General features: G+C 62.4%; 10 protein-coding genes. 7 read left to right on the forward strand and 3 right to left on the reverse strand.

What is annotated here, in order from left to right:
* Positions 1-14: 14 nt before the first annotated feature.
* Genes KF838_04595 through KF838_04625 form a run of 7 tightly spaced genes read left to right on the forward strand, consistent with a single transcriptional unit; the run spans position 15 to position 12,357 of the window.
* Complete coding sequence (locus KF838_04595) at positions 15-677, forward strand: VWA domain-containing protein (GenBank protein QYK49131.1); 663 nt, start codon at positions 15-17, stop codon at positions 675-677.
* Entirely contained in the window at positions 628-1,419 is a 792-nt protein-coding gene (locus KF838_04600) for a protein phosphatase 2C domain-containing protein (GenBank protein QYK49132.1), read from the forward strand. Before KF838_04595 ends, KF838_04600 begins: the two co-directional genes overlap by 50 nt.
* Positions 1,416-2,807 (forward strand): hypothetical protein, encoded by a 1,392-nt coding sequence (locus tag KF838_04605; GenBank protein ID QYK49133.1) that lies wholly within the window; start codon positions 1,416-1,418, stop codon positions 2,805-2,807. The genes KF838_04600 and KF838_04605 overlap by 4 nt, the downstream gene beginning before the upstream one ends.
* Positions 2,804-6,127, forward strand: coding sequence for an AAA family ATPase (locus KF838_04610; GenBank protein ID QYK49134.1), 3,324 nt, complete (start codon positions 2,804-2,806; stop codon positions 6,125-6,127). The genes KF838_04605 and KF838_04610 overlap by 4 nt, the downstream gene beginning before the upstream one ends.
* Entirely contained in the window at positions 6,111-7,691 is a 1,581-nt protein-coding gene (locus KF838_04615; GenBank protein ID QYK49135.1) for a hypothetical protein, read from the forward strand. Before KF838_04610 ends, KF838_04615 begins: the two co-directional genes overlap by 17 nt.
* Positions 7,688-10,186 (forward strand): AAA family ATPase, encoded by a 2,499-nt coding sequence (locus KF838_04620; protein QYK49136.1) that lies wholly within the window; start codon positions 7,688-7,690, stop codon positions 10,184-10,186. Before KF838_04615 ends, KF838_04620 begins: the two co-directional genes overlap by 4 nt.
* The gene (locus KF838_04625) at positions 10,183-12,357 is read left to right on the forward strand and encodes a hypothetical protein (protein QYK49137.1); all 2,175 of its coding nucleotides are present in this window, start codon (positions 10,183-10,185) and stop codon (positions 12,355-12,357) included. Before KF838_04620 ends, KF838_04625 begins: the two co-directional genes overlap by 4 nt.
* Positions 12,358-12,459: 102 nt before the next feature.
* Here the strand turns inward: KF838_04625 and KF838_04630 are convergent, their stop codons facing one another.
* From KF838_04630 to KF838_04640, 3 genes are all read right to left on the reverse strand, one after another.
* Positions 12,460-12,720, reverse strand: a complete 261-nt coding sequence (locus KF838_04630) for a hypothetical protein (protein ID QYK49138.1) — start codon at positions 12,718-12,720, stop codon at positions 12,460-12,462.
* A 3-nt stretch (positions 12,721-12,723) separates the two neighbouring features.
* Complete coding sequence (locus KF838_04635; protein QYK49139.1) at positions 12,724-13,083, reverse strand: winged helix-turn-helix domain-containing protein; 360 nt, start codon at positions 13,081-13,083, stop codon at positions 12,724-12,726.
* A gap of 93 nt (positions 13,084-13,176) precedes the next feature.
* Positions 13,177-13,461, reverse strand: a complete 285-nt coding sequence (locus KF838_04640; GenBank protein ID QYK49140.1) for a hypothetical protein — start codon at positions 13,459-13,461, stop codon at positions 13,177-13,179.
* Between the last annotated feature and the right edge of the window lie 3 nt (positions 13,462-13,464).

Consider the following 13,464-nt stretch of genomic DNA (forward strand, 5'->3'; position numbering starts at 1 on the left):
GAGGAAAAGACCCTATGACCACCCTGTCGGACTTTACCATCGCCACTCCCCGACCCTTGCCCGTGATTGTCCTTGCGGACATCAGCGGCAGCATGAGCGAGAACGGCAAGATTGACTCGCTGAATCATGCTCTCGATGAGATGATCAAGTCATTTGCGACCGAAGCTCAGGATCGCGCCGAGATCCAAGTCTCCGTGATCACCTTCGGCAAGACTGGAGCTCAGATCCACTCCGAGCTCACTCCCGCGTCGAAGGCGGCTTGGTCACCGATGCAGGCTGACGGCGGCACGCCACTAGGCGCAGCTATCAGCTTGGCAACATCTCTCGTGGAGGATCGGCAGCGGATTCCCGGCCGTGCGTACAGGCCGGCGATTGTGCTGGTGTCGGATGGCCAACCAACAGACGAGTGGAAGGAGCCCGTGAAGCGGCTATTGGCCTCGGAGCGAGGTAGCCGTGCAGATCGCTTCGCGCTCGGCATCGGCGATGACGCCGACAAGGCCATGCTCGCCGCTTTCCTCGGCGATCCAGCGAAAGTGGTACTGCAAGCGAGCGATGCCCGCCAGGTCCAGACATTTTTCCGCTGGGTAACGATGAGCGTCACGTCACGCTCGAGGAGCGCGACACCAAATGCGGCACCCATCCAACCCCCCCCCGATCTCGCACGCGACACCTTCTGATGGATCGTGCCGACTTGTTCGACCCCGAGTTCGGACGATCGGCGCATCCATCGCGGGGCCTCGACACGTCCGCGAGGGTCGCGCAAATCAGGACACCTGGGCAAGCTGCCGGCTGCCCCAAGGTGTCGTCCTCGTGGTATCGGATGGTGTGGGATCTTGCCGCTACGCCGAGATCGGCTCTCGGGCGGCCTGTCGTGCGGTAAGAGATGCGGTGCAATCAATGAAGCCCGAGACACCCCCAACAGAACTGACAGAACGTATCACGGCCGCATGGAACTCGCGGTTGGAAAGGCGCAATCCAACCGAATGCGCCGCGACATGCCTTTTTTCCGTGCGCACTCACGGCGGCCGACTCCTTGTCGGCGGGCTCGGCGACGGCCTGGCGGTCGTGACCCGTTCCGACGGAGCGGCGGAGCCCCGGGTGATTCCGCTTCGAGGCGGTGAGTTCGGAGAGACGGTGGCACTTGGAGACGGACGTGAAAGCCGGGGTTGGGTTGTGGAGGAGTTCGATGATCGCGCCGGACAACTTCGCACGCTGCTGGCCAGCGACGGCGTTTCACAGGACCTGTCGCAGGACCGGCTCCAGGCCTTTCATGACTGGTTGATCGCGACATTTGGCAAACTCAGCACGAGAAGATGGCGGGCGAGCCTTCGACGGCAACTCCAGGCCTGGCCGACCCCAGGAGCTACGGACGATCGAACTCTCGCGGTCATGTGGACAGGCGGGGAGGTGGCGACGTGACCCAGCCCACCTTCGTGGTTGACTCTCGGGGTGCCAAGTACCAACTCGGCAAGTGTCTCGGTGAAGGCGGGCAGGGTGCCGTCTACGCGGTTCAGGGTGGCCGACTCGCAGCGAAGGTGCTCGCTGCTGGCTCTAAGACGGATCCCAAGAGACTCGAGAGGCAACTGCAGTTCCTTCGAACCCTGGACCTTGCAGGCATTCCTATCGCCCAGCCCGAGGCCGTGCTCGCATCACCTAACGCAGGCTACATCATGCGCCTTCTCACAGACATGAGCTCGCTCAAGCAGCTGATGGTGCCTCCATCGGGGACTGCTTCCTTGCGGCGCTGGTACCTCGATACCGGCGGACTCCGCCGCCGGCTGAAGGTGTGCGGGCGCGCGGCGACGGCGCTCGCAATGCTGCACGCCAAGGGACTGTGTTACGGCGACGTGTCCCCCGCCAACATATTCGTCTCCACAGTCACGACATCGGACACCGTGTATCTGATCGACGCAGACAACTTGCGTTATGAATCCTCGCCGAACAACCAACCCGTCTATACGCCCGGATACGGCGCTCCCGAGGTGTTTGCCCGTCGTGGCTTCGTGTCGACGCTGACCGATGCCCATGGACTCGCCGTTGTTGCCTTTGCAACGCTGGTCCTAGTGCATCCACTGCAGGGGGACCTTGTGGAGGAAGGCGATCCCGATCTGGAGGAGAGAGCGTTGTGCGGCCTCCTGCCCTGGATCGACCACCCGACCGATCCTGCGAATCGATCGAGTCGAGGGATACGCGAGCGCGACGTCGTGCTCTCTGGCAATCTTCGGCATCTGGCGTCACAGGCCTTCGGAGACGGATTGTCCGATCCACGCAAACGCCCGTCAGCAAGCGAGTGGGCCGAGGCGCTTGAGCGTGCGAGCCGCAACTGTCTCGTTTGCCCAAACTGCAAGGCGACCTTCTACCGCACCGCCGAATCGTGCCCGTGGTGCTCAACGCCGCGATCGCCGTTTCTCTATGGGCGGCTCCGCATCTGGGATCCGGCCCTAAACGACAAAACGGGGGGCTACGTCATTGGCCCCGACAAGCACGACCAGGTCGTTGACTCGTTCGCGTTGGCCGCGGGAGATCAGATGCTCATCGACCAGAGCCTTGCCGCCGGTCACTCTCATGGCCATGCGGCATCTGAACTGCTTACCGTGTCTTTCACGGGGAAAGGCGTGGATGTCCAGCGGCGTGCGCCGGAGGCGGTATTGGAACTCCGCAAGCCACCGCGCCGGCACGCACTCACCGATGCGCCCGTCACTCTGAAGGCTGACGGCGACCTCCCCCAGACAACGATTCATCTTGGACCGAGCGATCAACTGCACCGAGTGCTTGACCTCTGGCTGATGGGAGGCAAGAAGTCATGAAGCCCACAGAGTTGACTGGAATGTTCGGATCAGTGGTACGGCTTGAGCTGCGCCCCCTTCACGGCGAGACATTCGACGGTACAGTGACCGCTGGCGTCGAAGCTCTACTGACAAGCTCTCCCGAGCTCGGCCCAACGCTGAAGGTGGGAGAGCGTGGGTTTCGTGTCAGTGGGCAGGATCCCCGAGCGAGGCGTCGGATCGAGGATGTGATCCAGCGGGATCTCCCACGCATCGCGTGGATTGTGCAGACCGATGGTGCGCCCGCGAGCTGTCGTGCCGTGCTGTTGCAGGTGCACGAGTTCCCAAGTGGACTCCTGCTGCCTGATGAACTCGCGCTCCACGTTGACGACGAGCTCACAGAAACTCTGATGGCGAACCGATCGCTCGGCACATTCGACGCCATCGAGGAGTTTTTGCGACAGGAGTTCCTGCTTGCTCCCGCCTACAAAGAAAACGGCTGGAGGATCATCGTGTCAGCGGGGCGCTCAGTTGGAAGCGCACTCGGAAGCGGCTTCCGAGTACATGGTCCGCGTCTCGTGATGGATATCCAGCGGCGAGAGATCCCCGGAGATGACAGCAAGGCCGCGGCGTTGTTTGTCAAGCGCATTGCCCCAAGCCGTAGCAGCGGCGGTGCCGCAACCGCGCAGAGGCTGATCCAAGCCGACATCGCTTTCCGCGATGCCTCGAAAGGGTCGGTGGCGTCCGCGGTGCGCACCGATCTGAATGCCCTCGTTCAACAGGCAGGCAGCTACCTAGGCATCTGGAAAGAGTACAACGAGGTCGAACGCCGTTCCCTGGAGAACGAGGCGACCGAGTTCGGGCACCTGGCCTACTCGAGTTGGTCTGAAGTACGAGAGGGCATTCGCTTTGCATGTCCCGGCCTGGATCCGCAGGGGCGTGAGCGACTCCGCGACTGTCGGGAAGATCGCGTCGGCCTGCAGGCAACCGAGGAGCCGGCCGCCTCGGACGAGCGGCCTGGCGGCGCACGCACCTTTGTCGGCGCGCCGGTCGATGTCGACTCCATCGGCGTGATTGTCCGTCCTAGGGGAGCCGACTGGCCCCCGCCACCGCAGACGGGCTTCTTGAGCATCGCCGTGTTTGGTGACCGCAAGCGGTTGGCGCGACGCGAAAAGGCACGAGACTTGGTTGCATCGGCACGATGTCCGGTGCCGTGGCTAGGACTATTGCTGGAGGGCAAACCCTTCCCTGTGAAGCAGCGGCGGCGCGAGATCGCTCTATCACCGGTAGCTCGCAAAGCATTCAAGGGAGATCCCACGCCAGCGCAAGAAATGGCTATTGATGCCGCGCTGAATACGCCCGACATCGCGATCATTCAGGGACCTCCTGGAACAGGCAAGACGCGCGTGATTGCGGCGCTTCAGGCACGATTGGCGGAGCTTGGAGAGGGAGATTCAGGTCCATTCGGTCAGACGCTCCTGACGAGCTACCAGCATGACGCGGTGGACAACGTTGCTGCGGCGAGCACGGCATTTGGCCTGCCGTCATTCCGTATCGGCGTGAAGTCGGGTCACACAGACGACGGCGATGCGACCGAGCGTTGGAGGCGTGACCTTGTTGCCAAACTCAAGGGCAGCGTCGCGAATCAGCCCGCGACGCCGGTGCATGTCGTTCGACGCAATGTGCGACGCCTGGCCCTGGCCCAGCAGAAGGCTCCTTCGGGCAACGACGCGAGTGCTGATCTGCTTCAGCAGGTGCTCGCTGAAGCTGGCCCATGGCTGGACGCTCCAATGGCCGAGCAGTTGGACAAGTTGATTCGGCAACTGAGGAATCCAGCCACAGCTCAGAGGCTCCCGCTCGAGCAGGAACTGGCTCTGCGGGCGGTCGCCGGCCTCCCGACGACTGCTGCATCAGCGAGCGATGACGGACCGCACCGCGCTACGAAGGCCCTTATCGCGCTTGAGGGACTCGGCACAGGATTCCTCACCGAACTAGAAACACAGGTCATCTCGTCGATGGCAAATTGGAAGGGTGAGGGCGTTCCTCCCGGCCTATCCGTTCTCGCCGACCTTCGCACGGCACTCATGGACAGGCTCCAGCCTCCCCGGGTGAAAGAAGCTGGCCCACTACATAATGTGCTTGTAGAAGAGGCGCTCCTGCGCGTCCAAGCTCAGCTGGAAAGCGTCGCCAGAAACACCGCGTTTGACGCATCCGTGGCCGTTGAGGACTTGATCGACGAGCTGGAGGCCGATCCGCAGGCCGTGCGGGAGGAGCTCTCGCGGTACGCATCTTCCCTCGCGTCGACTGTGCAGCATTCCGTGGGAACTGACATGCAGGCGGTGAAGCTATCTGGAATCGACCTATCGGCCGAAGAATGGCCCCGCTTCCGCACCGTGATCGTGGACGAAGCGGCGAGGTGCAATCCTCTGGACCTGATGATTCCGCTATCCATCGCGGAGAGGCGCATCGTTCTCGTCGGCGACCACCGACAGCTGCCGCATGTTCTGGAGCCGAGCGTCGAGCGCGAACTCTCCACGACAGCTACAGAGGCGACGAAGGAGGCACTTGGCCGAAGCATGTTCGAACGGCTGGTCGGCCACGTGAGGGCGTTGGAGCAAAAAGACGGCGTGAAGCGATATGTTCGCCTCGACACCCAATATCGCATGCCGCCGGCGCTCGGAACGTTTGTGAACGACGCGTTCTACGCGCCTTACGGAGAGCAGTTCACCAACGGCCGGCCAGCGACAGACTTCGCACACGGCCTCACCGGTCAGTATGCAGGCAAAGTGGCAGCCTGGGTAGACATGCCGCTGCAACGAGGCCAGGAACTCGGCGGCAAGAGCAAGAGCCGCCCGCTCGAGGCCGACTGGATCGCTGGCGAAGTGAAACGGCTCATGGAAGATCGCCCCGACCTCACCGTCGGTGTCATCACGTTCTATTCCGCGCAGGTTGAGGCATTGAATCGGGCGCTCGGTCACCAAGGCATCGTCGAACAGGATCCCCAAGGTGTGTGGCAGCCCACATCGCCGTGGAAATCTACTTCAGGAACAAGCGAGAGTCGGGCTCGACTCCGGGTTGGAACGGTTGACTCGTTCCAGGGGATGGAGTTCGACATCGTGTTCCTCTCATTGGTGCGCAGCAACCGGCTTCCCACCTCGGACGCAGCCAGCCTCCGAAGGAAGTTCGGATTCTTGCTGCTGGAGAACCGGGTGTGCGTGGCGATGAGCCGCCAGCAACGGCTACTGGTTGTGGTTGGTGATGCCGACATGTTCAAGGACGACGTCTTGGCGAACGAACCTGGGGTTTCAGCGTTGCGACAGTTCCACATGTTCTGCGGAGGTGCCCATGGCGTCCGCATTTGATAACCTGGCCACAACCATCCAGATGGCAAACCTTCGATGGCCCGATGGCCGCAAGGGCCAGTGGCTTCTCTGGCCCGTTTGGGTGAGGAGAGTTGCTGCCCCATCGCGTCCGAACACCCGCCTCGGTCCGTTCGAGCGGGCCGTGCTCGGTTGCGCTCGAGCCCGTATCTCGGATGCCGAGCATATCGGCAGTCTGCTGAACATCGACCGAAAGCTCGTCAAGATCATCCAGCAATCCCTCGTGCAGCAAGGAACACTTGATGAGAGCGCCGGCATCACAACCGAAGGGATGGACGCCTTGGATGCCGGCGAGATAGAGGCAACGAGCATCAATGTCGTCCATGTTCTCCAGTGTGGCATTACGGGTCTGGTGATGCCTCGGGTCGCCGACCAACTGCAGTATGCCGACGTGACACGGGGAGAAGATGGCCTTCGAATCGAAACCGGCTCAGTGGCCGATTCCCGGCAACAGCGATGTATCACGGTGAGACCGCCGCATCCGGACGAGCCGGCCGTGCCTGAGGCCAACGACGTTCTCGCAGCCATTCGGCGGCATTTCGGGGATCTGCGATCGGCATCGTCGGGGCGCGCCGACGCGCATGACACGGCCCCTGATGGCTATCGCGCCCGCCCGACGGCTCTGAGGCGCGTCAATGTCATCGATGTGCGTGCGACGCCAATGTTCCTCGCCACGGTGGCCTACAGCACCGCACTCGAAGAGGGCGATGAAGGCGACGACTGGCGCATCATGGATCCATTCGGACTGGGCGAGAGCCGCCGGCTTCTGGATTCCGCCGATCGACTGCGTGCTTTCGACAAGGAGTTCGACCAACAGATTCGGCGGCTGACGAGGAAGCAGACATTGCACCCCACCTCGGCAGACACGGTCGATCCATCTCTGGTCTGGCAGATGGCGCAGGATCAGGTGGCGACAAAGCTCGGCACGAGCTTTCGTACTTGGCGTGGGCATGACCACCTTGTCAGCATGGAAGATGCACTGTTGTGGGCCAGTGAGTCGAAGAACCCACGGCAGCGTGGCAGCAACCTTGATCGTGCGTCCTTGGCTGCGCGCAAGGCGATGGAAGCATGCTTTGCTTCGTTGTCAGACGCTTATCCGCTCTCCACGCTGCATGAGCGAGTGCGCCTCCTTCAGAATACCCCGCGTGACGAAGACTATCTGAAGAACTGGATGCTGTCAGCTATTCACTCGTGCGGGATTGCGGGTCCGCCACCAACACGATTTGCCGTGCGACCGAAAGAAGTGTGGTCAGTTGTCAAATATGGCAACAACTACAAACTGGCAGCAACCGTGATGGCAACGGCCCTCGTGGCGAAAGAACGGCCGGACCACCCATTTCGCCTCGCTGCTCGAGTTCGACCAACCCTTATGGAAGACCTCGATCGCGCGTTCGAGGTTGCTGGCGACGCAGCCCACCATTCTCGCGGCGCACCGCCGAGCTCAGATGACGTGGAGTTTCTGATCGCAACGGTGTACTGGATGATTGAGACCCTACTCGCCGGTGTGGCTGCGTCAGCCCCCGTCGCAACGCGGAGGCAGGCATGAGCAAGAAGAACAAGAACAAAAACAAGCCTTGGCAGCAGGCCGGCGGATATCCCGGAAGTACCGGCGGCTTTGGTGGGTTGCCTGGGCATTCTGCGCAGACCATCCTGTCATCGGCAGGTGGCTCTCCCCTGTCGAAGGGGGGAACTCCCACTTCAGACCATCACAGTCGCATCGGCGCGTCCGGGCAGTTAGGTGCGGACTCCCCTTCTGGGGCAGTTGGACCAACCGATGGACTTGAGACCATGTCGGATCAGCAGCTTGTCGACGAAGCCCGGGCAGAGACCGAGGCGTTGGCCCCGGCAACTACAGATTCACCGGACCCGCTCAAGGACGGCGGAAGCCCCGAAGCCTCGCCAGCAAGTGTCGCGCCCCCCGTCAGTACGCAGGTATCGAGGGCAGAGCTTGTTGAGGCCCTTCGCGGTGTGCGACACACAAGGGACGCCCTCAATCGCCTGAAGGATCAAGCGGACGCCGCGCGGGTCGCACATGAGCGGGCGAAAGCAGAAGTGGCGACCAGGCTGGAGGAACTGGAACGACGCGAACTTGCATTGTCGGTTAGAGAGACCGACGTTTCCAAACGAGATTCCGAAATGGAAGCCCGCAGACTGGAGTTGATCGCTTTACAGGCTGCGGCGAGTGAGGGTTTTCCTGAGCAGCTGCGCGATGCCCGGAACGCACTCGAGGCCGCGCACCAGCGCCGTGTTGCGGATGTGGATGCCCAGAGGGCGTTGTTGCAGCAGGAGCGTGAGGTCCTCGACAAAGACCGTGCTGCCCTCGGAAAAGAACGCGTTGAAATCGAGCGTGCACAGCGAGAGATCACCTACAAGCTTGAGCATATCAAGGACATGGAGCTGTTGGCCGAGGAGCAGGCGACCGCGCGGGTCAACGACCGCATTGAAACACTGGAAAGGTCCATTGAGCGAGGCGTTGAGTCACAGAAGCGCGTGGGTGACCAACTCCAGAGGTCGCAACTGCGAGTGAAGGAACTGGAGGCGATTCTTGGCACCGCTGGAGGCGCATCGCTTGTGGACCTGACTAGCGAGCGAGACCACCTTCGGAAGGAGGTGGACCGTCTGCAAATGGAGTTGAACGCGCGGCCGGGACAGGCGACAGTGGAACTATACAAGAAGGCGCAGGAGCGTGTCGACGTTCTGGATGTCGAGAACCAACGCCTGGGTGCCGCCCTGTCCCAAGCGCGATCAGAACTCGAACGAATGCGGATGCCAGTGGGCGAGATGGAAACTCAGCGTGTGGCGCTGCGCAGCCTCGAACTACGGAATGCCGCGCTCAAGGAAGCGAACGACCAGCTTCAGATTGAGGTTGAAGGTCGGCTGAATCAGGCGTCGGGCCGCAATCCGTACCCTGAACTCGAGCGGATGGACGCTGCGGATTCCGAATACCAGAATCCCCCAGCACGCTTCCATCAGCCTCCCAACCTCAAGCAGGTTGTGGATGACGTCCGCAATCGGATGGCCGCAGATGAGGCTCTGTTCTACGACGACCGCACGATCCGCTGCTTCCTGGCCGGTCTAGCGATGAGCCGCCTTCACCTTCTTCAGGGAATAAGCGGAACAGGAAAGACCAGCCTTCCCAGGGCATTTGCCAAGGCGCTCGGCGGACACGCCGACATCGTCGCCGTGCAGGCCGGATGGCGTGATCGTCAGGACCTCCTCGGGTACTACAACGCGTTCGACAAGAAGTATCACGAATCGTCCTTTGTCAAGGCGCTGTACGCCGCGCAGTGCCCTACCTGGTCCGATCGTCTCTTCATCGTGGTGCTGGACGAGATGAACCTGTCGTACATCGAACAGTTCGGCGCTGATCTGTTGTCGGAACTCGAAAGCCCCAAGAAGCCGAATCTCCCGCAACTTGGGCTGATGGATAGTCGTCCGCCGAGGCGGCCGACGCGGTTGCTCGAAGAGGGCACGGCGATTGCGGTACCGCCCAACGTGTGGTTTGTGGGTACCGCCAACCACGACGAAACGACCAAGGACTTTGCGGACAAGACGTATGACCGAGCGCACACAATGGAACTGCCCCGGCATCCGACCAGTTTCAAGCCAGCTGCGGCATCAGTGCCGCCGCCAGCGTCGTGCAGCGCGCTTCGCGGATTGTTCGACACAGCGTGCCAGCGCCATGTGCGGGAGGCCACAGAGGCCAACGCTTTCGTCACAGCGTTGGAACCGGAGCTCAAAGGCAAGTTCAACATCGGCTGGGGCAATCGCCTGGAGAGGCAAATCACCCGATATGCCCCGGTGATCGTGGCGGCTGGGGGCACGGTCGGCGAAGCCATCGACCATGTCGTCGCCACCAAGCTTCTGCGAAAGCTGCGCAATCGCCACGATGTACGCGTGAAGGAACTGCAGGAACTCCGCACGGCGCTTCGGTCGCGGTGGAAGGACCGCAAGCTCGATCCGGCACCGACTCAGTGTGAGGAGCTGTTGACTTCGCTCATACGCACCCGATCGTTTGAGGAGGGCGAGGCCGCGTCATGACCACCGACCTCAAGGATCTGCTATCGGGGCGACCCGTCCGCAAGGGCGACAACGCGCTCGTGCCGGGGCGCTGGTGGTTGCCGTCGTGTCCTGCTGGGGCCGCCGTGAACGAGATAGAGGCTGCTGATGGCGACCGTGTCGTACCTCGGCGAGATCGCTCGTGGTCGGTCCATTGCGACCGATTGGCAAGGTGGGACGGGGAGTTCAGCCAGCGTGTGCTCGCGTCGTCGGCGGACACCGACGCGCTTTCCCAGATGAATGAGCAGTTCGAGGCGAGGCTCGCTTCGCGGGCGGTGTGGGACGACTGGGTGGCGGCATCACCGTTGGCGCCGCGACTCGATGATTACCTTCGAATTCGTATGTTCGATGAGATTCTCGAAGAGAATCTCGTATTCCTCGAGACTGTGTGCGCGATGCCTCGAACGCATCTCAAGGTGGAATCCGACCTGGTTCCCACAGCGAGAGCGCGGCGTGTGGCCCGGCAGGCCATCGCTCGGCTCGCCTCCCACCGTGAAGACTGGGAGCGGCCAACTGTTCTCGGTGTGCGCCCGCGAAGGGTCCTGTGCTTAGTGCCGGATGAGAACGCCGACATCTATGAAAATCGGCTGGCGGCTCGGCTTGTTGACCACATCAGGCTGTACCTGCAGGTGCGGCTGGCGAGGCTGGCAGACATTCGACGGATGTTGAGCCAGATCAGCGACCACGCTTCTGGGGCAGCGAGTGGGCACCACTGGCGACGCGACCGTCTTTACGCACTCTGGGCCGAGGCTATCCAAGACGATGCCGCGGCAGATGTCGCCGTTCACACCCAAGCCCGGCTCGACGCCCTCTACATACGAGTGCTTGGACTGCTCGATTCCCCACTGTACCGTGCAGTGCCGCACGGTGCGCCCGTCAGCGGCTTGAGGTATACAAACATCCTCTCAAATGACCCGCACTATCGCAAAGTGGCGACACTGTGGAAACGCTGGACGGAGCTCGGGGCTGAGCGGCCGCTTTCTGATCAGCAGGTCTACGAGCGGCAGCAATCAGTGTGTTCGGCAATGTCGTGGTTCAGTTGGCTTGTTGTAGTGCGGGCTGCTAAGCAACTGCACCTCCAGCCGGAAGCGTCCTTCCAAAGCACGACCGTTGATGACATACCGATCCAGCTGGTGGGCCCTGTCGCGGATTGCACTATCACTCCGCCGCGAGATGCGGTCGTGACGATCCGCTGCAGCAGCGTCGCCATTCGAGTGGTTGGCGTTCCAGCGGTGCTTGACGGCGAAACTGGCGGCGACATTGAATCTCTGCGACGACAACTAGGCGACGCAGCGACGGGAGCTTCGGAGGACCATGTCCTGCTTCTACACCTGCCCGCGCCTCGCGTGCAGGCGAGCTCTCCCGCCGAGCTGCACCCTTCGGCCAATTGGCACTCAACTTCTGCTTGGGTGCCTGGCACTACGCACGGAACGAAGCTCTCGACACTGCCCATTTCCCCATGGGACATCGCGAGCGTTGAGCGGGTCGCCCGGTACCTGCGGTGGCACCTGCATGCTCCACAGTTGCTTGCGTATCCACCCAAAGTGCGATGCTCGATACCCGGCACACCTGCGGGCATGGAGTGGACGGTGCGGGGAGAGAATCGTGACGAGTGGCGCGTGCTGAGACGCCCGAAGCCGCGTGAAAAGGGACTGGCCGACCTGTTGTCCTTTGCAAGGGACGCCCTCTACAAGGCCACGGCATCCGCTGGCGGCAAGGCTGCCCAACATGCACGCCGAGATGCAGATGAACGTGCCGAGCAGTGTCGTGCACAGATTGACGCAGCATTCGTGAGCATCGATAAGTTGTGCGTATGTCCGGTTTGCTGGGAAGCGCACGGCAATCTTGAGCTTCTTGACCTCCCATCGGCGGCATTCAGCGTCGAGTGCTCTGGATGCAGTTCGGTATGGGGCGTGTTTCGATGCCGTTGCGGCACACGGTTCCCGGTCATTCAGTTGCAGAACATCGAACGTTTGGTCAACAGCAGCTCGTTCCGTGGTGAGGGATGGATCGATGCCCTCCTTGGCTGTGACGTGCTATCCGTGCCGTGCCATCAATCCCGGGGCAAGGTGAGCCTGGTATGTCCGAGTTGCAAGCAATGTGCGTGCAGTGCCCACTCGCCTCAGGACGACACACTCGTCGAGCCCGGATGATCGATGTGTCGATGAGTCGCCATCGGGGTTTGGACGGCACCTTGCGACCGAAGAGAAAGCCGCGACACGCGTCGCGGCTGGGAGCAAGGCGTGATGAACGCTTCACTCGTCGTCGAGCGTGGGCAGAGCGCCGTCGGTCGCTTCGTCCCATTCGAGGGCGTAGCGCTCGGCGATGTCCTCGAGGTCCTGGTCGGTCAGGTACTCGGCGGTCATCCGCTCCTGGCACGTGGCGGCGGCCCGCGCGAGGTCCGTCCACTCTTCGATGGTGAGCATGTGGTCCTGGCGTGCGCCGAGCAGGTAGAGCGCGGCCTGCAGCACGGCTTCGAGTTGCGCTTCGCGGCTGGGGGCGGGGGGCGTGCTCATGATTCAGGCTCCCTTCCCCGCCACGAACACCCCGCGCTCGTGCTTCTTGAACCGTGCGGCCGTTCCCTTGGCGGCGATCTCGCGGATGATGGCGGCGTAGAGCGTGGCCTCGGGCGTCTTCCCGCCGGGGCTCGTCCACAGACCCTTCGCCTCCATCGCGGCGATCATCTCCTTGGCCCGCATTGGCACTTCGCTCGCGGCGAGCACCTGCGCCGCCGCGCTGAGGGCGCTGATGCGCTTCGAGGGGGTGGGCGTCGTCTCCTTGGCGGGCGGCGCGGCCTTCGCCGCCTTTCGGGACTTCCGCGCATCGCTCAATTCGCGCTGCAGTTTGCCCATGTTCTTGATCGTGCCTTTGCGAGCCATGTGAAACTCCTTCTGTCTGGTGCGGAATCCCGTCGCACGCTGCGGCGGGGAAGCGTGGCCGTCGCGGTTCCCCGCGACGCCGCGTGGGTTCTGTCAGAAGCCCGCGACGCGCTCCATCTCGTTGAGCACCTCGTGGACCATCGAGTTGGTGGCGGCGGCCCGGCCCCGGCGGTCGGTCCCGTAGACCTCCTTGGCGACGTCGGTGGCTTTCGCGTAGCGGCGCTCGCGGTCCTCGTCGCGGGCGATGTGCGCGATGCAGATGTCCTGCCTGCCCGCGTGGCGCGTGTTCTGCTCGATGGTCACTTCCGCGCCGCGCTCGGTGCGGCTGATCTTCACGTCCTTCTCGATGCCTTCGATCACGATCGTTCTGATGTTCATGGC

Source organism: Phycisphaeraceae bacterium (genome assembly GCA_019454185.1).
In the GTDB taxonomy this organism is placed as follows: Bacteria; Planctomycetota; Phycisphaerae; order Phycisphaerales; family UBA1924; genus JAHBWV01.

Excerpts from the sequence above, each read along its gene's own strand:
- KF838_04595 (QYK49131.1), top strand. The coding sequence starts at position 15 with ATGACCACCCTGTCGGACTTTACCATCGCCACTCCCCGACCCTTGCCC.
- KF838_04600 (QYK49132.1), top strand. The coding sequence starts at position 628 with ATGCGGCACCCATCCAACCCCCCCCCGATCTCGCACGCGACACCTTCT.
- KF838_04610 (QYK49134.1), top strand. The coding sequence starts at position 2,804 with ATGAAGCCCACAGAGTTGACTGGAATGTTCGGATCAGTGGTACGGCTT.
- KF838_04615 (QYK49135.1), top strand. The coding sequence starts at position 6,111 with ATGGCGTCCGCATTTGATAACCTGGCCACAACCATCCAGATGGCAAAC.
- KF838_04620 (QYK49136.1), top strand. The coding sequence starts at position 7,688 with ATGAGCAAGAAGAACAAGAACAAAAACAAGCCTTGGCAGCAGGCCGGC.
- KF838_04625 (QYK49137.1), top strand. The coding sequence starts at position 10,183 with ATGACCACCGACCTCAAGGATCTGCTATCGGGGCGACCCGTCCGCAAG.
- KF838_04630 (QYK49138.1), bottom strand. The coding sequence starts at position 12,720 with ATGAGCACGCCCCCCGCCCCCAGCCGCGAAGCGCAACTCGAAGCCGTG.
- KF838_04635 (QYK49139.1), bottom strand. The coding sequence starts at position 13,083 with ATGGCTCGCAAAGGCACGATCAAGAACATGGGCAAACTGCAGCGCGAA.
- KF838_04640 (QYK49140.1), bottom strand. The coding sequence starts at position 13,461 with ATGAACATCAGAACGATCGTGATCGAAGGCATCGAGAAGGACGTGAAG.